Source organism: Boudabousia marimammalium, from assembly GCF_001936115.1.
Lineage (GTDB): Bacteria > Actinomycetota > Actinomycetes > Actinomycetales > Actinomycetaceae > Boudabousia > Boudabousia marimammalium.
The window spans coordinates 1-23358 of sequence record NZ_MPDM01000009.1 but is presented as its reverse complement, the minus strand read 5'-3'; the positions used below and the strand labels follow the sequence as shown (position 1 = coordinate 23358).

The following is a 23358-nucleotide window of genomic DNA, read 5'->3' as shown; positions in this document are numbered from 1 at the left end:
TTGAAAACGCAAATGCTTGAGTTTTCACAGAAGGTTATCTCGAATGAGGTTGAAGAAGCTACCAGCCGCGTTGCGGTCTGGGACGTACTCCACCGTTAATTTTATTAGCAAGTTCCTTTAACCGCTTAGGATTTTCACCACCCCAGCCATGAGCTGCCGCCCATTCAGCAAGGCGGCCAGGAGGAAGTATAAACCCTGCATCGTGCAACTCTAGGAGAGCCGCAACAACATATTTTTTGTTGTATCCTCCTAAGATTGAATTATTCAGATTAAGTCTTCCCGATATTCTCTCCAATCGTTCCGTGATTTCCGAATTCAACTCCGGCTCATCCTCTTCATCGTAATCGGGCTCAAAAACTACTGAGTGTAAAACCTCAGATTTTGTTTCTGCCGCCCAAGTATCCAGACTATCCTCCCATGTCACCACGCATAACGCCGTGACTCCATGCCCGCTAACAATAAGCCCTAGATCAGTAGACCTTGGGTATATTGCCAGTACTGGCCCCTCTGCATGCAAACTCCCACCTCGAGCAACTGACACTATGAATCGTGGATCTTGCGACAATCTAATTAGAAAAGCGTTGCTACTTATCACGTTCTTTTGTTTGACCCACAATGTAATTTTTTGCCCAGCTTCCAGTTGTCTAAGAGTCCAATCCAGTGCCGCCTGCTCACCTTCCTCTGTGAAGTCCGATATTGCACACGGGTAGTCAATCCTTTTTTCAAACATGACACTCTCCTTTTTACTAGGGCTGTTCTACATGCTACGAAAGCCGCGGGACATTTAACTAGTCATGAATCCGCCCTGCCTACCGCCAGCCCCGGTGCCCTGCCGGTATTCTTGGAACGACACAATAAGTCATGTAGCGAATAGAAACCGGGTGGATCTGTGAATAAGCAGCAGCTTGCAGCTAAGATTTGGGAATCAGCGAACCGAATGCGTTCGAAGATTGAAGCTAACGAGTATAAGGACTATATTCTGGGCTTCATTTTCTACAAGTACCTGTCTGAGCAGGAGCAGCGTTTCATGCGCCAGCAGGATGTAGCTGACGCGGATATGGCCACCTACCTGTTGGAGTCTGAGCATGACACTGTTGAGTATGTGAAGTCAAACCTCGGTTACTTTATTGAGCATAAGCATTTGTTCTCCACTTGGATTGAGTCCGGCCCGGATTTTGATATCAGTAATGTGCGCGACGCACTTTCAGCTTTCTCCCGGAATGTGGCGGACAATTATAAGAAGGTGTTTTCTGGGGTTTTCCGCACTTTGGAAACCGGCCTGTCTAAGCTGGGTGAAAGCGCTGCTTCGCAAACGAAGTCGGCTCGGGATCTGCTCTATTTGATCGATGAGATCCCAATGGATTCGAAGTCTGACTACGACGTCCTCGGTTTCATTTATGAATACTTGATTTCTAACTTTGCGGCGAATGCCGGCAAGAAGGCGGGCGAGTTCTACACTCCGCATGAGGTTTCTTTACTGATGAGCCATATCATTGCGGATCATTTGCGTGACCGTGAGGAGATCAAGATTTATGACCCGACCAGTGGTTCGGGTTCGCTGCTGCTGAATATTGGCCGCGCGGTCGCAAAGCACATGGATGATGCGGACAAGATTAAGTATTATGCGCAGGAGTTGAAGCAGAATACTTACAATCTGACCCGGATGAATCTGGTGATGCGCGGGATTAAGCCGGACAATATTGAGTGCCGGAATGCGGATACTTTGGAAGAGGATTGGCCTTATTTTGATGAGGCTGATCCGACGAATACTTATGAGCCGTTGTATGTGGATGCGGTGGTTTCTAATCCGCCTTATTCTCAGCAGTGGGATCCACAGAATAAGGAGAGCGATCCGCGTTATGCTCGTTTTGGTTTGGCGCCTAAGAGTAAAGCTGATTACGCTTTCTTGCTGCATGATTTGTTCCATGTGAAGCCGGATGGCATTATGACGATCATTTTGCCGCATGGGGTTTTGTTCCGTGGCGGTGAGGAGGGTCAGATTCGAAAGAATCTGGTTGAGGGTAATCATGTTGATGCGATTATTGGTTTGCCGGCCAATATTTTCTATGGCACTGGCATTCCGACTATCATCATGGTTTTGCGGCAGAAGCGTGACCATACGGATACTTTGATTGTGGATGCGTCGAAGTGTTTCGCGAAGGTCGGTAAGAATAACATGTTGCGCGCATCGGATATTCGCCGGGTGGTGGATGCGGTGGCTGCCCGCCAGGATGTGCCGAAGTTTGCGCGGGTGGTGTCTCGTGATGAGATTCGGGCGAATGATTATAATCTGAATATTCCGCGCTATGCTGATTCTTCTGCGGCGTCGGAGTCGTGGGATGTTTATTCTTCTGTTTTTGGTGGGGTTCCTGCCGCGGAGTTGGATGCGCTTTCGGATTATTGGGCGGCGTTCCCGGGTTTGCGTGAGGCTTTGTTTGCGGCGGATTCGGATGGTTATTCTCATTTGCGGGCTGAGGATGTTTCCGCGCTGGTCCGCGAGCATCCTAGCGTCACTGCTTTTAATGATGTTTTCGTTGCGGCTTTCGCTGATTTCCCGCAGTATCTGCATACTGAGCTGGTGGCGGGCCGCTCCGGGGTGAGGGTTTCCACCTTGGAGGATGTGTTGACGGCGGATTTGTTTGCTCGTTTGGGTGGTTTGCCGTTGGTTGACCCGTATGAGGCTTTCCAGTTGCTGCATGATGATTTGGCGTCGGTGGCTGTGGATATTGAGATGATTCAGACGGAGGGCGAGGGTGTTTTCCGTCGGGTTGATCCGCGGCTGGTGGTGAAGAAGAAGCAGGGCCGGGATGTGGAGGTTCAGGACGGCTGGGTGGGCCGGATTTTCCCGTTTGAGCTGGTGCAGAGTGTGTTGCTTTCTGAGCAGGCTGAGGCTTTGTCTGTTTTGGGTGCCGAGGGTGTAGCGGCGGAGTCTGAACTGCAGCAGTTGTTGGAGGATCTGTCTGAGTCTGACAGGGAGGATTTATCTGAGGTTTTGAATGACAGTAATGACGGCTTCGTTAATGCTGCAGTGTTGAAGGCGGCGAAGGCTTTGGGGAAGTCGGAGCCGGAAGAGGATACACCGGAGTGGACGCTGTGGGAGGCTGCGCGTCTGATTTCTTTGAAGAAGCAGATTGATCGTAGGCTGAAGGCAGAGTCGGTTGCTTTGGAGGAGCTGACGGTTAAGACTATTGAAGACCTGTCGGATAAGCAGGTGGAGCAGCTGCTGGTAGCGAAGTGGATTGACCCTATTTTGCGGGGCTTGGAGAGTCTGCCGGAGTCTTTGGTGAAGGCGCTGATTAGCCGGGTCGAGGCTTTAGCGAAGAAGTATGAGACAACTTTGGCGGATTTGGAAACTCAGATTGCTGAAACTGAGCGTGAGCTTTCCGGGATGCTGGATATGCTGACCGGTTCAGAGACCGATATGAAGGCTTTGCAGGAGTTGAAGCTGCTGCTGAGCGGGACGCTAGTATGAGCATAACCCCCCCCCCCCCCCCGCAAGTTCCTGCCCTCCGTTTCAAAGGCTTCACCGAGCCATGGCACTCTAAGAAACTTTCAGATTTGTACGACCTTGCGGGTTCTGGGGGCACTCCGTCCTCAGCTATCTCCGATTACTATGGTGGACCAATTCCATTTCTTGGCATCTCGGATATTTCCGGAAGGTATGTACGTTCAACCGTAAAAACTATTACACAGGCAGGTTTAGAGAACAGTGCGGCTTGGATAGTTCCCAAAGGATCTATTTCTCTTGCCATGTACGCTAGTGTCGGGAAAGTTGCTATCACTGAGACAGACCTTGCCACCAGCCAAGCGTTTTTTAATATGGTGTTTTCGGACCACGTATTACGAGATTTTGCATATACTCGTTTGAGTTTGGCAGCAATGAATAGTGAGTGGGAACCTCTGATCTCAACGGGAACGCAGTCCAATCTAAATGCTGAAAAAATTAAGCGGTTTACTATTCTTATCCCCGCGCACGAGGAGCAAAAGCTTGTATCTACCCTCCACAAACAATTTGACTTTCTGATAAGTCTTAACAAAGAAAAATATGCAGCATTGGTGCAGTTGAAGCAGGCGATGCTGGAGAGAATGTTTCCTCGTGAGGGAGAAACCGTACCCGAACTCCGCTTCCCCGGCTTCACCAATCCGTGGGACTTGTATCAAGTTTCTGATTTATGTACCTTCAGTAAAGGTTCAGGATTCTCCAAGAGCGACCTAAGAGACTCTGGAATTCCTGTGGTGCTGTATGGAAGGCTGTACACAAATTATCAATATCAGATTTCTTCACTAGATACCTATGTGGATCCCACAGACAACGCCGTGTTCTCCTCAGGCGGAGAAGTACTTATTCCTTCATCTGGAGAAACTGCAAAAGATATTGCAGTTGCATCTATGTTGAATCTTAGTGGAGCTGCCATTGGAGGCGACCTGAATATCCTAAAACCGGGAAGCCAGGTTGACCCACTATTCCTAGCAATTACTCTGTCTTCGGGAAGTCCGCAAAAACAGTTGATAAGAAGGGCTCAAGGAAAATCTGTCGTCCACTTACACAATAGTGATATCGCTAAAACCCTGATTGCTTGCCCATCCATAAACGAGCAGAGACAAATTCGTCAGTTCTTTCAGACACTTGATGAGAGGATTGAGTTTCAGTCCCGGCGGGTTGATAAGCTGAAAGAGTTGAAGCAAGCCCTGCTTGAAAAAATGTTCGTATGAGGGAGAATCTAATGGTTTTTGCACCCAGTAGGAGACACAACCCAGGACTGTCACCATACAGGACGCTAGTATGAGCATAAGCACCCCCCCCCCGCAAGTTCCTGCCCTCCGTTTCAAAGGCTTCACCAATCCGTGGCAGCAACAACTGTTCTCGGACATTGCAAAAATCAGAAGAGGCCTAACCTACAGACCGAGCGATGTGCAATCTGAGGGTGTAAGAGTTTTACGTTCTTCAAATATCATTGAAGACACTTTCACGTTACACGACGACGATGTCACAGTCACCAAAGAAAGCGTCACCATTGAGTGCGTAAAAAGTGGCGACATTCTGATTACCTCTGCCAACGGATCAAATAGGTTAGTGGGTAAGCACGCGATAATTAACGGATTAGCTAGAGACAGCGCAATCCACGGTGGATTCATGCTAGCAGCAACGGCCTCAAAACCATATTTCGTCAACTCGCTTCTGAGTTCTCCTTGGTACACGGAGTTCATAAATACTCATGTGCTAGGCGGAAATGGTGCTATTGGGAACCTAAGCAAACGCGATTTGGAGAATCAACAAGTATATGCTCCTACTGGCGCAGAACAACTCCTAATCGGTGAAACGTATAAACACCTTGACTTACTTATTTCTCAAACACAGCGGAAATATGAAAAGCTGACTGAACTAAAGCAGGCGATGCTGGAGAAAATGTTCCCCCGTGAGGGGGAAACCGTCCCCGAACTCCGCTTCCCCGGCTTCACCGAACCTTGGACATACAAATCACTAGGAGATAACGGAACGGCTTTCGGTGGCTTGTCTGGTAAGAGCAAAGCAGATTTTGGGCATGGCGAAGGTAGATATATTACCTATACAAATGTTTTCGACAACGCTATAGCAGACCCAAATCGTACAGAACCCATAGAAATTGACGATAGCCAACACCAGATTAAATACGGTGATATTTTATTTACCGTCTCTTCCGAAGTTCCAGAAGAGGTTGGGATGTCGTGCGTATGGGTAGGGAATCAAGAACACCTGTACCTGAACAGTTTCTGCTTCAGCTACCGTCATGCAGGACAGTTCAACCCCTACTTTATGGCTCCCTTGCTTCGCTCCAGTTCTTTCCGAAAGAAAATAGTTTTACTCGCTCAAGGCATATCTCGTTTCAACATCTCAAAAGCGAAAGTCATGCAAATAGAGATTCCCATACCGAGTATGGCGGAACAACAGGCTATCGGCCAGTTCTTTAAGACGCTTGATGAGCGGATTGAGTTTCAGTCCCGGCGGGTTGATAAGCTGAAAGAGTTGAAGCAAGCCCTGCTTGAGAAAATGTTTGTTTAAGGGAGAACGCCATGGTTTTTGCTAATGAGGCTGAGTTTGAAAATGCGGTAGTTGCCGCCCTGCTCACCAAAGGGTGGAAAGAACTAATCCAGAACCCGACAGAGCAGGACCTGATAAACAACTGGGCGAACATCCTGTTCCAAAACAACAACACCCGCGACCGCCTCAACGACGCACCCCTCACCGAAACAGAGATGGCGCAAATCCTTGAACAAGTCACGCAGCTGCGCACCCCTCTCAAACTAAACGGCTTCATTAACGGCAAAACCATCTCCATTCAGCGCGACAACCCTGCCGACCCGGAACACCAGGGCAAAGAAATCAGTCTCAAAATCTTTGACCCCCTAGAAATCTCCGGCGGCCAATCCACCTACCAGATTGTGCAACAGCCACGCTTCGCTACCGACCGGCACTTCCCGAACCGGCGCGGCGACCTCATGCTACTAATCAACGGCATGCCCGTCATCCACCTCGAACTCAAACACACCGGCGTTGACACCAAACAGGCCGCCAACCAGATCGCCAAATACTCCCGCGAAGGCGTTTTCACGGGCATATTCTCCCTCGTCCAAATCTTCGTCGCCATGAGCCCCGAAGAAACCATCTACTTTGCCAACCCCGGACCAGACGGAAAATTCAACCCCGACTACTACTTCCACTGGGCTGACTTCAACAATGAGCCAGTCAACAAATGGGAAGACATCGTCTCCGGCTTCCTATATATCCCCATGGTCCACCAACTGATCGGCGCATACACTGTCGCGGACGACACCGACGGTATGCTCAAAGTCATGCGCTCCTACCAGTACTATGCCGCCAGCCGCATCAGCGACCGTGTCAGCAAAATCAAATGGGGCGAAGGAAACCAACTCGGCGGATACATCTGGCACACCACTGGCTCCGGCAAAACCATGACCAGCTTCAAATCCGCGCAACTAATCGCAGACTCCAAAGACGCCGACAAAGTCGTATTCCTCATGGACCGGATCGAACTGGGCACCCAATCCCTCATGGAATACCGCGGCTTCGCGGCAGCCACCCAGGAAGTCCAAGAAACCGAAGACTCCCATGTCCTCATCTCCAAACTCAAATCCAGCAAACCCCAAGACACCCTCATCGTGACCTCCATCCAAAAAATGAGCCTAGTCAACAATGAGGACAGCGCAAAACTCTCAGACCTACGCGAAATCAACAAAAAACGTGTCGTATTCATCGTGGATGAAGCACACCGCTCCACCTTCGGAGAAATGCTTGCCATCATCAAACGAACCTTCCCGCGGGCCGTCTTCTTCGGCTTCACCGGCACCCCAATCCACATGCAAAACCAGCGGAAGCACTCCACCACCGCCACCATCTTCGGTGACGAGCTACACCGCTACTCCATCGCTGACGGCATCAGAGACGGAAACGTCCTCGGCTTCGACCCCACCCTCGTCGAAACGGTACGCTCCAAAGACCTACGCGAAAAAGTAGCCCGCATCCAGGCCGGAGTATGCGACGAGGACGCCCCCATCACCGACCCGGACCAGCTGGAAATCTACTACCACTTCATGGACACCAAAGCCGTCCCCATGGCCGGAACCCAGATGAATAATGGCGACTATGTTAAAGGCATCGAAGACTACGTTAAAGCCGACCTTTACCAGCAGACAGACCACTACCAGGCCGTCACCAAAAACATTAACGACAACTGGGCGCGGCTCAGCCGCAACTCCAAATTCCATGCCATCCTAGCAGTCAGCTCCATCCCCGAAGCCATCGAATACTACCGCATCCTCAAAGAGAACTACCCACACATCAAAACCACCGCGCTCTTCGACGCCAACATCGACAACAGCGGAGAAATCGACTTCAAAGAAGACGGCCTGATTGAAATCCTAGAAGACTACAATGAACGCTATGGCCAGGACTACACAATCAGCAGCTACTACAGGTTCAAAAAAGATGTTGCCGCCCGCCTGGCGCACAAACGCCCCTACCAGCGCATCGAAACCGAACCCGAAAAACAGGTGGACCTGCTGATTGTGGTAAACCAGATGCTCACCGGTTTCGACTCCAAATGGTTGAATACCCTGTATCTGGACAAAGTCATGGAATACGTGGACATTGTGCAAGCATTCTCCCGCACAAACCGGCTCTTCGCGCCCGGGGAGAAACCCTTCGGCTCCATCGTGTACTACCGCAAGCCGTACACCATGAAACAGAAAATCGAGGAAGCCTTCGAACTATACTCCGGCAACAACAAGCCCGGAATCTTCGTGGAACAGCTAGACCAGCACCTAGAGCACATGAATGAAGGCTTCCGGCAGATAACACGAATCTTCACCAGCGCCGGCATCCCAGATTACTCAAAGCTGCCGGAAAGCATCACCGACTGCAAAGAATTTGCGCGCCTCTTCGTCATCTTCCACAGCCACCTGGAAGCCGCCCTGATTCAAGGATTCTACTGGGAAAAACTCACCTACAAGTTCAAGAAGCCGCGCAGAGAAATCACCGTCGAATGCGACTACGAAACCTACCAGATTCTACTGCAACGATACAAAGAACTAGACCGCGCCAAGTCCGACCCCGATACCGTCCCATTCGATATTGAACGGCACATCACCGAAATTGACACCGACCGGATCGACAGCGACTACCTGGACTCTCGCTTCAAAAAATACTTGAAAGCGCTGGCCACAGACAAAGCCACCAGGGAAGAACTAGACGAACTGCTAGACCCACTGTTCTCATCCTTCGCTACACTCAGCCAGGAAGAGCAAAAATATGCGCGCCTACTCATCCACGACATTGAAGCCGGGGAAGTACAACTGGTAGAAGGTAAAACCTTCCGCGATTACATCAACGAATACCAGTACGCCCACCAAAACCACCAAGTCAAACAGCTAGTCGCCGCCTTCGGGATAGACGAAGACAAACTCACCAAACTGATGAACACACCCACCACCGGCAGCAGCCTCAACGAATTCGGCCGCTACGACGACCTCAAAGAAACCGTCAACAAGACCGCTGCCCGCGAATTCTTCAGCAAAACACGCGGCATCAGCCTGCCGCCCTTCAAAGTCAACATTGAAGTAGACAAAATCTTGAAACAGTTCCTGCTAGAAGGGGAACTGCCAGAAGAGTTTGACCAGTGAAACACGGAGAAACAATGCACGCAGAAGCAGAACGAATCAAACTAAAAGAAGGTCTTGTTAATTCTATCTACATAGACGAGTCTGGCTCAAAAAAATAGCCGTGAGGGATTGCATACTTAAAAACGAGAAAACCCTCCCGATTAGCTCGTCAAATCAGAGCCATTAGAGACAAACACTCAGGCATGAACAAGTACGACAAGGAAATGAAGTTTTCCAGTCTCAATAAATCATCACTAAAGTTCTATTTTGACATTCTCGAAATGCTGGGAGAGAGCAAATCGTAACTGCGTATGAACTCGATTCGCGCGCTACTGATTTACTTCAGCTTGCGAATATCGTTGCTGGCGCAATAGCATACGAAAGACGGCATCTCAGAGAAGACCCGCGAGTCTCTATCTCCAAGATTAATACACCCAAAGCTCAGGTAAGCGCGCGTTTACGTCGCGTACTCATGTTAGATTCATTCAACGACACGAGAACCGATAGAATTAACATTTTGACAATGAATAATAGCCAAGATAGTCTCCAACTGTACTTGGCCTTAGCCTCGGGCTAGCAACTAAGTACCCTAGCTTAGCCTCGGGCTGAGCTTCCGATGGCAGTGGTTGTCTGCATATCTAACTTGGTTATCCTCTCACCCCGGTGGGAGGATAACCCAATTCTAGGAAAAATCCCTGCCGAGGTTTTCCTACCCTCCACCCCAGCGCCACTGATTTTTTATTTTTTGCGCATTTATTTTGCACAGATTGATTGGAGCACTGCGGCACACCCTCGCCCCCCCCAAAACCAACCCAAATTTTTAGTTGACACTTTTGGATACAGACCCACACTATTGCAAGCCTTTCTCATTACCCTAGAAATTAGACAAGCGCAACATTTGTCATGTACTCTGACACTAAGGATTCACTCAATTTCATGACTAACGTCCCACACCTGAAGGTGTCACGCCGAGGCTGCACAAGCCAACGCAGACCCAAAACAAGTCGTCCCACAGATGATTACGAATAACCCCAATCTAAGAAGGCAAAATCTTGAATATCAGAAAAACACTCATAGCTTTGTCCGCGATGACAGCAGCTACCGGCCTAGCACTTGCCCCTGTCGCAACCGCCCTCGCTGAACCCGCCTGTGCCGCACCCAACGAAGAAACCGGCTGGCGCACTTCCCTCGACTACACTGCCGGAAAAGCTGAAGGCTCCGGCAAATGGGGCCTCATCGGTGACGTGAAAACCCGAAACAGCAGACCAACCTACATCTCCCGAAACGGAGACGTAACTGACAACAATAGCGCGGACGTCAGGCCCTGCGGCGAAGGAGCAGTAGGCTGCCGCGACGTAACCTACAACTACGGCGTGGGCGTCAACCCCGTCACTGGGGACCTCTGGGTATCCGACAGTGGTAAAGTCTGCCACGGGCGCTTCGCCTGCTCCGCTGCCGGCCTCGGATTCCTCAATCAAGGCCAAGCCGGCACGCCCCGCGTCTTCCAGTACGCACCCACCGGTACCGACCAAGAAGATGCCACTGACTACAAAGGCAACGGCAAGTACAATGTCCAACCAGCAGATCGCAACTACGGAATAGGCAAACAGTTCGTCGAACTAGCCAACCGTACCGTCCACCAGAACGAATACGTTTCTGCCCAGATCCCGAACTTAGTGCACGGCCCACGCGGCATCACCTTCACCAAGGACGGCACAACCTGGGTTGTTGACTCCGAATCCCGCCAGCCCAACAATGCGACAAACCCGAACCGTATCAAACGCTACGCCCCCGATGGCACCATTATTGCGGGCGCCGGCGTGGCCGGCACTTGGGTTACCGGCAGCACTACGCCCGGCAACTTCAACTCCGGATACTCGGTCTCACTCACGACCCGCCCCGACGGTAGCGTACTAGCGAACGCTGAGGTGGATGACACCCTAGTGGTCTTCGCACCTGACGGCACGCCGCTGCCAAAAATTAAGCTCGATAACCCGACCATGACCGGCGGGCTCACTCACCCCTTCGCGCCCCATGCGAACGGCAACCGCTACATTAATCCCTACGGTGTCGCATCCGACCCCGAGGACGGCTCGCTTTACCTATCCCTAGTGAACTTCCGCGACGACGACAAGAACACCATGGCCCCCTTCATTGAAAAACGTGCCGCTGACGGCACCACAGTCACCCAGTTCGTTGGCGAAGGACGCTTTAACGAGGGCGATGTCACCTTCGGACCGTTCGTAAACGATGTCGCCGGATCCCCGACATACCGTCACATGTTCGCTTGGTCGCAAAGCCAAAGCGCAATCCAAGAATTCGACAAGGACGGCAACTTCATTCGCGAGTGGATCAACGGCTCCACCGCAGATGCCAACGAGCAAGAAACCAGCAAGACGGTTGCCACCCCGAACATGGCTATCCCCCGTGGCATTGACTTCGATAAGAACGGCTTCATGTATGTGACCATTGGGGAGGGCACCGACAACGCCAGAGTGCAGGTCTACGGCATGACCCCGAACCCGATCGATCAGGCCAGCGCCAAGTATGTTGATTCCAACTATCAGTCGGCGACCGTTACCTGGGTAGACGCCCCTGACACCCCGGGGGCAGCAGACTCGAAATCAGACGTACTGGACTACAGTATTGAACTTTCTGAAGACAACGGCGCTACTTGGAATCTGATTGAGCGCGACCGCAGCATCGTTAAGAGCTACACCCTCGAAAACCTAGACCCAGCTAAGGACTACTTGGTACGTATCGCCGCATGGAACGAGGCAGGTAACGGCGACTGGCGGATTGCGCCTCTGCGGAAGGCGAGGATTGAACTGACCAAACAGGGCGCCTTCGATGCTAACGCAAACCAGATTAACTGGACCTTCGCAATTACGAACACTGGCAAATGCCCTCTCACCAATGTAGAGATTACTGACACCCTGACCGGCATCAGCGGCATCACCTACGACTGGGCAAACGTCGCTACGCAGGGCACTTTGGCTCCGAACGAGAGCATTAACGCCTCCACCACCTCCGCCATCGAAATGCAGAATCAGTCGCAGACCGTGGTGAATACCGCGGCTGTCACCGCGGCCGCGGGCAACCTTGAAGTGGCAGATACAGCTGAAGCAACCGTGATTATTCCAACCGTGAAACCGACGCCGGACACCACCCCCGAAGCTACTGCCGAAGGCACCACTGAGGAAACCCCAGAAGTAGCACCGGGCGGACAGCTACCCAAGACCGGTTCTACCAGCCTCACTGCGACGCTATATACAGTGTTCGCCGGGATTACCATTGGAACGGGGCTCATCCTGTTTCGTCGGCGTAATGCCAGTTAATCAGTTAGTTAGCTGAGCAGTCTTCACAATGAACTCGACGGGCCATTCCAGAGAATAACCCACACACAACTAGGAAACCAGTTGAACGCATGGGGTCTGCAGGAGATAGATCAGCAGTGGTTGAAGATTTCTCGTGACAGCAAAAGAGTCCCGCCAGAGCGATGCTGACGGGACTCTTTTCTAGTTGCTAACTATATAGCTCAAGCATTCTGGCGACGAACCGCCAAGACACCCAAACCAGCAAGCAACAGTGCCAAACCAGCAAAGAAAGCAACATCCACACCGGTCTTAGACAAGCCACCCTTGCCAGCAGCAGAGCCACGAACACCAGCGTCAGTGCCACCCGGAGAAGGCTCAGTAGTCGGTTCGACCGTAGGCTCCACCGTAGGCTCAGTAGTCGGTTCCACGGTCGGCTCCACACTCGGCTCAACCGAGCCCTCAACCGTCGGCTCCACACTCGGCTCCACACTCGGCTCAACCGAGCCCTCAACCGTCGGCTCCGCACTCGGCTCAACCGAGCCCTCAACCGTCGGCTCCTCGACATGCGGGGCCTCCAACACAGCCACGGTCCGCCCCGGCACGCTAAACGTCCCGGAAGCCGCATCCCACGTAGTTGCCTTAACGACCTCATCCTGACCGGCAGCTTGCACCGGGGACAGCCGCATCTCAACACCCGCCAACTCCGGCACAGCCTTCGTTATGGTGTCAGGCGACGCGTTGAAAACCACCAGCAAATGATCACGTTCCGGATCAACATCCGAAGACACCTCCGTGGTCGCCACTGAAACCGCCTCAAACAGAGAGAACCCGGTCCCAGCCGGCAACGACTGCGTAGGATCCGCAATATGCATGGCAATCAAACCAGGCACAGACTGCGCCCCCGCCAGCGGGAAAGAAACCTTCTGCTTAATCAAATCAGCGCTACCCAAAGTGAACAAGGGACTGGAAGCCCGCAACCGCAACAGATCCAAAGCCTGCGCGTGAGCCGTACGCATGGCCTCCTCGGAAGGAGTAATCCGCTCATCGTTCAGAATGTAACGCTGATCGTTCCAGAACTTCTCATTATCCCAACGCGGCGGCAAACCAACCCCAAAATTATTTGACTGCAACGACCAGTCAATCTGGTTGAAATGATCGCCCGAATCATAAGAGTTACGATCCAACGACTTCGACCGCAAAATGTCGGTACCCGCATGCCAGAACATAGGCGACTGCCCCAAAGCCACCGGAGCCAAAGACACAGTGTTCATTCGCACCCGAGTGTCCATCGTCGTGTTATTCTTCGGCAAACCCCACGCATTAATGTCATACAGAGTCTCATTGTCATGCGCATCCACATAGTTCACAGACTCATAAGGCTGCGCGGCGAAACCAACCGGCTGCCCACCATAGTTCATCTGGTCACCACGGCGCACCACACCATCAGAGTTCTCGAAAGAGAAATCACGCAAGTTACCGGCCAAACCCATCCGAATCAGGTCAGCCTTATGCTTCACATCCGCCTGGGTTTCCGCCAGACTCCGGGTTTCATGCTCATTATTGTCAGTGCCCAGACCGTTACCGAAACCCTGCGCGAACTTATGGTCCCCATGACCGTGCACGCCATCACGCAACCGGTCATTGAAAGATCCAATCCCGGTCCCCACCAAATTACCCTGCCGCGCCTGCAAGAAGTGCGAATCATTAGCGACAGAACCAAAATTCCAACCTTCACCGTACAGGTACATGCGGGACCCATCAACTCCGTCCTGCGCCACTGTCAATCGGTCCAAAGCAGCCCGAACCTTCTTCATGGTGTCTACCGAATGGAAACCCATCAGGTCAAAACGGAAACCATCAACATGGTAGGTTTTCGCCCAATCAACGATCGTGTCAACCATTAAATCCTCGGACATCGCGTGCTCGGTAGCGAACTCTGAACAACACGGCGTCTTCATGGTTTCACCGAAACGATCCAGCCGATGATAATAGCCGGGCACAACCCGCTCAAAAATCGACTTTTCGCTCTGCCCATAATCGAAAGTATGGTTAAAGACCTGATCCAAAATCACTTGATAGCCGGCCTCATGCAAGCCAGTCACCATGGTCCGGTACTCCATGGAACGACGCGCCCCATACTGGTTACCTGCCGAAGCGTAGGAACCCTCGGGAGCCCCATAATGCAATGGATCATAGCCCCAGTTGAAGCCGTCCTGGCCCCGGACCTTCCCGATTTCCGCCTGCGGCCCCTCACTGCTGGAGGGCTTAGTTAAAGCCGGAATCGGCGGCTTCGCTTGGGCTGTCCTACGCTCCGGGATGGAGCCAATATCGTAGGTCGGCAGCAGGTGAACCGTGTTCATGCCGGCCTTCGCCAGCTCACGCAAATGCTTCATGCCAGCTGAATCCTTCATCCCAAAAGCAGCGTAAGTGCCGCGCTGCGCCTCAGGCACGCTCTGATCCGCAATGGAGAAGTCCCGCACGTGTAGCTCGTAAATGTTTTGCTGCGCAAAATTCTTGACCGAGGGAGCTTTCGACGCCTCCCAACCGGCAGGCTTCCACTGCTCATCTGAAAGATCAGCAATCACTGAATGCGTCGAATCCACAGACAACGCCACCGAATTCGGATCAGTGACCTCATTATGAACCACCCGGTCACCCACAATGCCGGCCTTCAAGTCAGATTCACTGACCGCATTCTTAGGAATATACAGCTCAATATCGTACTTATAGGGACGATTCAACCAGTCACGTTGACCCGTCACAGTCCATGAGCCGTCAGCTTCCTGAGTCATCGGCATCCGCTGCACCTCAGCCTCTGAAACAGCGTCACCATCATGGGCTGGCTCATTAAACAGCATCAGCTGCACACTCTTCGCCGTTGGCGCCCAAACTGAAAGGCTGGGCACGCCCTCGTTAAAACTCAAACCTTGAGCCCGCTGGGTGGCCTGCTCGGCGTAGAGACGATCCAGCACCCTCGGCACCTGAACGCCCGCGAAATATCTAGGGATACCAGCCGCGTCACGGTACAACACCATGACCTGCCCCTTCAGCATCTCTTTCGGGTCACCCATCTGACCTGCCGGGGTGGCGGAAGCGTCCGGGGTCAAAGCGTAATAGTCAGCCAAATGAGGGTCCTGAACCCGCAATTCTCGCGGAAGCACCCCAGCCTGGCCGGCCCGCACCAAAGCCACATGGCCGTCCGCCCCGGAAACCGTGTTTCCGGCAGCCACCATGCCGCCGTTCGCAGCCCAGAACAACTCCCATGAACCATCAGTTCCCAGCTCCTTCGGCCAGGCGAAAGTCGCCAAATCCAGCCACTGCGCCTGATACTGCACGTACTCCGTCGGGTCACTAGACTCAATCCGCAGCTCATTCGTCCCCGGCGTCCACGTGAACACCGTCAGCTGACCGGCCTTCGCCGTGAAAGTGCAGTTGCCGTCAGGTGAGGAAGTGCCCACGCCCTCGCCCACACACGTGGGACGGGGTGCCCCGTTCCAGGTAAAGTCTTTCGTTACCTTGACCTGCTGCGGCCCCGCCGGAATCTGCAAAGTCTGGAAAGTGAAAGAACCTGAGCCTTCCGGGTCGTTCATTAATGTGGCCTGGCAGGAAGGATCCCAGTTCCCGTTCGGGCATTGCAGAGCCTCCCCGAAAGTGCCCGGCAAAGTCCATGAAGGCCGCTGCGACTGCATCGTGTTATAGAACTCGTGGGTCTTCGGGTTGTAGAAGAAAGTGACATCTCGGCCACCAGCGGGCACTGTGTAAGGCGAATTGTCGCCCTTGTAGACGTTACGTTTGCCGTCTTTCCAACCGTAATCATCGTCCCACGCGTTGTTTAGCGCGATCTTGTACTGGTAGCTGCCCTCCGGAACCCGGAAAGTACCCTTAAACCAGCCAGAAAGCGGATCTAAACGCAGCTGCGTAGCGGCACAGTCTGGTTTCCATTCTGCGCCGCAGCCTAGCTCATCGCTGTGCGAACCGGGAATGTTAACCACCAGATCATGGTTTTCCTCAACCTGGAAATCAATGCTGGTCTGATCCAGTTTCACCGACGCGTAGGATGAATCCGCCGCTAGGTTACCTGCCGCGTCACGAGTCACCGCACGATACTCCACGAGAGTTCCCGCCGGCAGCGCATTCACGTCATGGAAAACTCGCGGATGCGGCCCGGTTGCCGTGCCCAGCTCATGCCACTGGCTGTTATCGGAGCCGAGGGTTCTCCACGCGAACGAGGTTTCACTCCAACGATGAGCCGGCACTGTTGCCGAAACTGCCGCCATGTTGAACTTTGTGTCAGGCTGACCGTCTAAGGTGCGAATATTACCGTTCACGGCCATGCCGTTATCAGGGTTCACCTGCACTGAGAGGTCGGCAGCCGAAATTGGTGTGACCGTCCGATCAGCTTGGAAAGCGACCGCGCTCAACGGCGGCACAGTCACCTGGTAGTCCTCCCCGGCGGCTGTTAAAGTCGTGGCGGGACCGTAAATCTGAGTGTAAGAGGCGTCTGCCGTTAGAGTCCTGAAACTGACCTGCTTGGCCTGTTCAGTGTTATTGACCGCCACCACGTATTCAAGTTTCTGTGAACCCTCGACCCGCGCGAAAGCGTAAACGCCAGGCCCATTATCCGCATAGAGTTTGATTTGCTGCCCATTACGCAAACCCGGATGCTGCTGGCGGAGTTTAGAAACTTCAGCAATCGTGGTGTAGAGGGTGGAGTTCTCATCATAACGATCCTGTTTCCCTAACACTTCACCATTGAGCAGGTGCTGGTTCGCGAACTCATCCACTTGCGTGGCGAACAGGGACTGGCGAGCCTCCTTGTCGGTGCCGTTTTGACCATGATTTTCCGCGGCAAAACCCTGCTCATCACCATAGTAGACGACCGGCTGTCCGCGAGTGAAAAACATCAACTCATGACCCAGCTGGGAGCGTTTCTCCGGGTTTGACTGGTCTTTAATCAGGTAGCCGACCCGGCCCATGTCATGATTGCCGAGGAAGGTAGGCTGATCTAAAACGGAAGAATGCTGAGTCGTGTAGAAATCATCCGCCGCGAAGAAGTTAGCTAAACCTTCTGCACTACCACCCTTCAAGAATCCCAGAGCCGAACTTTGGAAAGCAAAATCCAAGGTCGCACCCATCGGAGTGTTACGCGCATAGGGCGATAAATCTTGGACGTCAGTATTGTAAACTTCGCCGAACATGAAGAACTTGTCGTCAGATTTAGTGGGATTGGGCTGCTGCCCGGCCTGTAGAACCGGTTTGCCCCACTGATTCCAGAAATCAAAATTGACATGTTTTACGGTGTCGATCCGGAAGCCATCAATGCCGAACTTCGCCCAGTTGGAGTAGATTTCCGTCATCGCGTCAACGACCTTAGGGTTCTCCGTCATGATGTCATCGAGGGTGTAGAAGTCACCGAAAGTGAAATCCTCGCCGCCCTTCCAGGTGCCGTTGCCACGGTTGTGGTACAAGGTCACATCGGACAGAGAGTCGGGTTTAATCGGGTGAATCCGCTTCGGCCGATACGGGAAAGAAACCACCGGATCAAGCTGCGGGAACTTCGTTTTATCCCCCGCAACTTTCGTAATGTCAAACACCTGACCCGTAGCATCCTTATACGGGAAATCCTGAATGGAACGGTAAGGGACCTGCATCTTGTCGCCACTGTGGTCAGTGAACTCAATCAGGTTCGCGGTGTGGTTCACGATAATGTCGAAATAGACTTTAATGTTGCGCTGATGCGCTTTCTCAATCAGCTGCTTCAGCTCCGCATTCGTACCCAAATGGGGATCAATAGTGTTGAAATCAGTAATCCAATAACCGTGGTATCCGGCGGAAGCATCCTCGCCCTCGCCCTGGACTGGCTCATTTTTGAACGAGGGCGTCAACCATATCGCGGTCGCCCCCAGATTCTGAATATAATCTAAACGATCAATGATGCCTTTAATGTCGCCGCCATGATAGAAGGCCTTATTGGTTGGGTCGAAGCCTGTCTCTAGCGGATTATCGCTAGGAATCTGGCCCTTATCGTTGCTGGGGTCCCCGTTAGCAAAACGATCAGTGAGGACGAAATAGAAGTTTTCGCCAGTACCCTGCTTGGTGGGGGATTTGAACAGGGCGTCATCCTCGGCGGGAGTGTACGGGCGATCAACCGGAGTGACCGGCTTCAAACCAATATGCCCAGTTTTCTTATCCCACTGGAAAATCAACTGCGTCGCATTATCCAGCTTAATCTGCATATTGTTGTCCGGGCCAGCTACCCCGTCACGATCATTGGTGTACCACTGATTCTGGGCGAAAACCTTATACTGCCAAGTGCCCGCCGGGACAGTAAAAGTGGAAGCATAGAGACTGCCGCTTTCGTCGGCTGGTTCCAGCTCCAAAGCCACACAATCAGTAGTCCAATCCGCACAGGCATCCCCGGTCAGCTCACTGTTAAAACTACCGGTCAGCAGCACTGACCCAGGCGCCGCTGCCGCTTGAGTCGGAGTAATCAAAGAAGCCACTACTGCGAAGCCGGCAATCGTGGTTGCCAGAAGTTTCTTCACGCTGCGGCAGGCGTTTAAGTTGTTTCGCGTGCTGGAGTGAAATGCACGCATACTGATTTCCACCGAAAATCCTCCTCGGGTGTCGCAACTGCTTCGTTGGACCGTAATAGCAGTAATTCCTAACGCAACGGTTCTCGATACTGGGTCTGCTTCTTCACAGGCCAGCCATACAGCCAAGCCAGTTACGAAAACGTTTGCGTAAAGTTGGTTAGGTACAACTTTAGAAGTTTTCACACGAAGCCGCAAGGAGATTGCGGGGCATTATTGTTTCAATTTGGGAAACATTTGCGGGGACAGGGCTGGGCAAGACATACGACTGAACGAGAGCGGCGATTGGTGTTACTAAGGGGGTAGCGCTGCTACGGCACCCGCCTACTTGGAGGTGTCGCGGCTGCTACCCATGGCTTTACCCTGCACCCAGTAGGCGTGCACGTACATGTCGTTTTTGTCCACGCCTACTTCTTTGAAGAGGTAGCGACGGGTGGACAGCAGCACTTTGGACTCGCAAATCAGGTATGGTTGGCACCCATTCGACGGTCAGGTTTTCGCGCGGCTCAATCAGGATCTCATGGTCACTGTCATGCCAGTCCAGCATCCACACTTTGACGGGGAACTGCCGTAGCTACACACTCAACACGTTCAGGTAGGGGGTGCCGACCGCATCCGCAACGAAAACAAATCCGTGGGGCACAAGCTCCGGAACGTCGAAGGGTTTCGAGCCGTAATAGGCGGCCTCAAAAGTGTCGCCCTCCGCGGGACAATCCTGCCGAATAAACTCCGGCGAGCTCACACGCAACGCATTCATCGTCCCCGCATACATCCCCGTTTTTGTCACGATGCAGTGGATATCCTCAGCCCACAGCAGCTTCATCATGACGCCGTTAACACCTTTATCCATCGGCTGTCTTTCGTTCCGGTCGGGCCGTGCGGTCACCACATTCGTTAAGACAGTTATGCACATTATGGCAGAAGAATAGGACTTTAGTAAGGGTTGCCTTGGTTGCATTTTTGGGACCGAGGGCGTGTCACTCCGAAAAGACTGCAGTGTCACACAATCAGATACCACTAGACACCCATTAATGAAAATGGCTATCATTAGCGTTAGCAGTATTTATTGTCGAGGAATCACACCGAACACACCCTCGGCACCATTCCAACTCACCAGCAGGAAAAACGAATGAAACTCACAAAACTCCGTTTAGCGGCAGCCTCGATCGCCAGCGTAGTAGCGCTGGCACTAGCTGGCCCCAACGTGGGCCAAAGCCTCGCCACGGACCGCATCAACATCGCCCCGACCAGTGGCAAAACCGCCCAAGCCTTCAACGTCATCCCCGACGGTGACGGAGTCGCCTTGCGCAGCGGCTACCGCACCGCCGAGCACAACCATTCCACCATCAAAGGCGGCACACTCAGTCTGGACGCCAGCCGTTTACTATTCGACGACGACACAAATTTCTCAGAAGATCACGAACTAGACCTTCCCAAAGTCCCGGAGACTTTCGGCTACTATACCGGCGACAGCTTCTGGCCCGACCTATCCGCTGAATCCTTCAACGACGCGGACCTACCCAACCTCAAAATCAACATCACAAAAGTCACCGGGCCCGGAAAAGTTTACCTTTGGAGCACCGAGGACAGGAGTGCCGTCCTAGACAACGACGCATACGAGATGACCGCCGGCACCGCGATCTCTTTCCCACAAAAACGCATCGCCACCGACTGGTTCTTTACTAGGGCTGGCGACTACCACGTGACAGCGTTCGTGGAGCGCACCGGCGAGAATCCCGCCCGATCCGCCGCTTCCACCCTGGAACTGCGAGTCATTCAAAACCATGCTGACACTGTCTCTGCGGCCAACAACCAGGGAGAGCCGGCTGACCATGATGGGGATGACCATGATGGGCACGACAATGACGGACACGACCACGACGGACACGACCACGACGGGAACGACCACGACGGGAACGACCATGACGTCGCCACCCCACGGACACCGACCCGTCCCGAAGACATGGGCAAGCTCTACAGCGGCCACCTGGACGTTTTCTACGTCAACACCAATACTGACGGCAGTTTGAATCTGCAGATGAAAGAAGACATCACTGGCCGCTCAGTTTTGCGCCCAGCAGACTCTGCGATTTTAATGATGGGCCGCGACTGGTACACCGACCAGCTCAAGTGGAACAACCTGCCGGCAGAGCTTTCCAGCGGTTATGTCTCCCCCAACACTAGCGCCCGCTACATGCTGTATCCGGGCTGGTCTAGTAATGATTACACTCGGCGCGGGTACAGTGACTTGTCGCTGAAGTTCGTGAACATTAAAGCACCCGCCGGCGGCAAAGTGGCGCTGTTCCACTCAACCTTGACGCCCGGTGTTGCTGCCGCAGATTTGCAGGACGGCTCCTTCATTATCAATCCTGGCTCCCAACTGGATATTCATCCCAGCGGACACAAACACTTCACCTGGATTTTCAGCCACCCAGGTCTCTACCAGATGACCGTCAAGGTGGTTGGTAAACACCATGGCCAACCGTTCGAGTCTCGCCCCTCCATCTACACCTGGTATGCGCAGACCGACCAGGAAGATCAGCCTGACTTATCCACCATCAGCAATGAGATTGACGAAGCTGACGCCTCTGACCACACCGACGATGCGGGGAACACCCCCTCGTCCACCCCTGAAAGCACCACGGAACCAACCCCGCCCTCAGCGGATGATCCCGTCACTTTGGATCACGGCCATGTGGATTTGTTCTATGTCAGTGCCGAGGGCGGCCAGCTGAAGCTACAGTCCAAAGAGGACGTCACCGGGCTGGGCATGATTCGGCCGGCCAAGAATCTGACCCTGCGGGTCGGTGAGAACGCCAAGCTGGAGATTCCGGAGGCCTACCGGCAGCAGCTGGCGCCCGAAGGGTACTTCCTTTCCCAAAGTGGCGACAAGCAGAACACGCAGCTATTCCCCGGCTGGGACACCAACGATGTGCGGCCAGACTTCGATAAAATCAGCCTGAAATTTGTGGGAGTTGAGGGGCCTGGACGGGTCTTCCTGTTCCAGAATGATGAGCTGGGTGGCGGGATTGTCCCGACACTTACTGCGCTGGCGACGGGTTTCCGCTCCGTCCCTGCGACCGAAGGTAACTTCGAACTCAACCTGGGAGATTCAATCGTTCAGCCCACGCCCGGGCATGCGCACGTCAACTGGCTGTTCGAGAAGCCTGGCACCTATGTCATGAAGGTGCAGGCCGAGGGCGTCCACCTAGTCACCGGTAAGACAGTCCGATCTCCGGTCGCTACCTACACTTGGAAGGTCGGCGACCCGGTGGTGACTCCGGAGGCTAGTGTTGAAGCGACCGCCGAGGCCACGGTTGAGGCCAGCCCGGAGGAGAGCCCCGAAGCTACCGCCGAAACTACTGTTGAGGCCAACCCCGAAGCGACACCCGACAGTACCGGCGAGCCCACAGTTGAAACCAACCCCGAAAACGGGAATAGTTCCACACCGGATTCGACTGTGACTGCTGAGCCTTCCACCACGGTCGAGTCCCCGGTGAGCGCCGGCGGCTCTGCTTCTGGGTTGCCGAAGACCGGCGCCGGAAACATCTCAACGGTTGGCGGTCTGGCAGCACTGCTTTTGTTGGCCGGTTTTGGCGCATTGTTCTACCGGCGCAAGCAACTGCTGAGCTAGTAGGTATCTGATCAGATAGCAACAAGAGGTGGTGTTTCGGGGTTCGTCCTCGAAACACCACCTCTTTATCTGTGCTGCGACCTATTTTCCCAATAGATTGTTGCACCCCACCATTCTGTCCTACTCAAACACCCATCACTCAACCAAATCTGTACACAAAACAGCGACTGTGACCGTTAGCAACAAATGTGCACCTTACACAGTGCACAATTAACACTAAGGTGCACACTCGACGAAACTGAAATTACCCCACACCGCCTCCTGGCCAGAATTGTGTGCGAAACAGCCACTCCCATCCGGTTTTGTGTGGCAAAATCCCACACAATTTCGATACTGTGTGCAAAAAAACCAAAAACTAGCCAAATTCAGGCAAATTCTGGTCTTTTCCCACACAAAAACAGAACTGTGTGGCACAATCCCACACAATTTCACAGACAATCGGCTCTAAAGTACACACTCGCATCACCGCGTAGCACCCACACCACCGCGGCACAGCACACCAACCCCCGCACAACACCCCACACCACCGCGGCACAGCACACCAACCCCCGCACAACACCCCACACCACCGCGGCACAGCACACCAACCCCCGCACAACACCCCACACCACCGCGGCACAGCACACAAACCCCCGCACAACACCCCACACCACCGCGG

10 protein-coding genes are annotated in these 23358 nt (G+C 53.2%); 6 read left to right on the top strand and 4 right to left on the bottom strand.

From position 1 onward, the window contains the following. Positions 1–58: 58 nt before the first annotated feature. The gene (locus BM477_RS07430; protein WP_075362037.1) at positions 59–730 is read right to left on the bottom strand and encodes a hypothetical protein; all 672 of its coding nucleotides are present in this window, start codon (positions 728–730) and stop codon (positions 59–61) included. Between the two features lie 159 nt (positions 731–889). Here BM477_RS07430 and BM477_RS07425 point away from each other — a divergent pair, with 159 nt between their 5' ends. The 5 genes from BM477_RS07425 (at position 890) to BM477_RS07400 (ending at position 12494) form a co-directional block, all read left to right on the top strand. Further along, positions 890–3472 (top strand): type I restriction-modification system subunit M, encoded by a 2583-nt coding sequence (locus BM477_RS07425; RefSeq protein ID WP_075362036.1) that lies wholly within the window; start codon positions 890–892, stop codon positions 3470–3472. Next, on the top strand, positions 3469–4713 hold the full coding sequence (locus tag BM477_RS08210) for a restriction endonuclease subunit S (protein WP_084543799.1): 1245 nt from the start codon (positions 3469–3471) through the stop codon (positions 4711–4713). The genes BM477_RS07425 and BM477_RS08210 overlap by 4 nt, the downstream gene beginning before the upstream one ends. Before the next feature lie 70 nt (positions 4714–4783). After that, positions 4784–6040 (top strand): restriction endonuclease subunit S, encoded by a 1257-nt coding sequence (locus BM477_RS07410; RefSeq protein ID WP_075362035.1) that lies wholly within the window; start codon positions 4784–4786, stop codon positions 6038–6040. Positions 6041–6051: 11 nt separating this feature from the next. Beyond that, positions 6052–9177 (top strand): type I restriction endonuclease subunit R, encoded by a 3126-nt coding sequence (locus BM477_RS07405; protein ID WP_075362034.1) that lies wholly within the window; start codon positions 6052–6054, stop codon positions 9175–9177. Positions 9178–10208: 1031 nt separating this feature from the next. Further along, complete coding sequence (locus tag BM477_RS07400) at positions 10209–12494, top strand: DUF7507 domain-containing protein (RefSeq protein WP_143230251.1); 2286 nt, start codon at positions 10209–10211, stop codon at positions 12492–12494. Between the two features lie 200 nt (positions 12495–12694). Here the strand turns inward: BM477_RS07400 and pulA are convergent, their stop codons facing one another. The 3 genes from pulA to BM477_RS07385 form a co-directional block, all read right to left on the bottom strand. Next, positions 12695–19018: a pullulanase-type alpha-1,6-glucosidase gene (pulA, locus tag BM477_RS07395; RefSeq protein ID WP_158024409.1), complete on the bottom strand. Its 6324-nt coding sequence runs from the start codon at positions 19016–19018 to the stop codon at positions 12695–12697. A 372-nt stretch (positions 19019–19390) separates the two neighbouring features. Beyond that, positions 19391–19531 (bottom strand): SIP domain-containing protein, encoded by a 141-nt coding sequence (locus tag BM477_RS08305; protein ID WP_143230250.1) that lies wholly within the window; start codon positions 19529–19531, stop codon positions 19391–19393. A gap of 109 nt (positions 19532–19640) precedes the next feature. Then, complete coding sequence (locus BM477_RS07385) at positions 19641–19916, bottom strand: hypothetical protein (protein ID WP_143230249.1); 276 nt, start codon at positions 19914–19916, stop codon at positions 19641–19643. Positions 19917–20195: 279 nt separating this feature from the next. On the opposite strand from BM477_RS07385, the gene BM477_RS07380 reads away from it, so the two are divergent. Next, the gene (locus tag BM477_RS07380; protein ID WP_075362030.1) at positions 20196–22700 is read left to right on the top strand and encodes a choice-of-anchor M domain-containing protein; all 2505 of its coding nucleotides are present in this window, start codon (positions 20196–20198) and stop codon (positions 22698–22700) included. Positions 22701–23358: the final 658 nt, after the last annotated feature.

Bases quoted from the DNA above. Each gene is read 5' to 3' on its own strand.
- BM477_RS07430 (WP_075362037.1), bottom strand. From the start codon at position 730: ATGTTTGAAAAAAGGATTGACTACCCGTGTGCAATATCGGACTTCACA.
- BM477_RS08210 (WP_084543799.1), top strand. From the start codon at position 3,469: ATGAGCATAACCCCCCCCCCCCCCCCGCAAGTTCCTGCCCTCCGTTTC.
- BM477_RS07410 (WP_075362035.1), top strand. From the start codon at position 4,784: ATGAGCATAAGCACCCCCCCCCCGCAAGTTCCTGCCCTCCGTTTCAAA.
- BM477_RS07405 (WP_075362034.1), top strand. From the start codon at position 6,052: ATGGTTTTTGCTAATGAGGCTGAGTTTGAAAATGCGGTAGTTGCCGCC.
- BM477_RS07385 (WP_143230249.1), bottom strand. From the start codon at position 19,916: ATGGATAAAGGTGTTAACGGCGTCATGATGAAGCTGCTGTGGGCTGAG.
- BM477_RS07380 (WP_075362030.1), top strand. From the start codon at position 20,196: ATGAAACTCACAAAACTCCGTTTAGCGGCAGCCTCGATCGCCAGCGTA.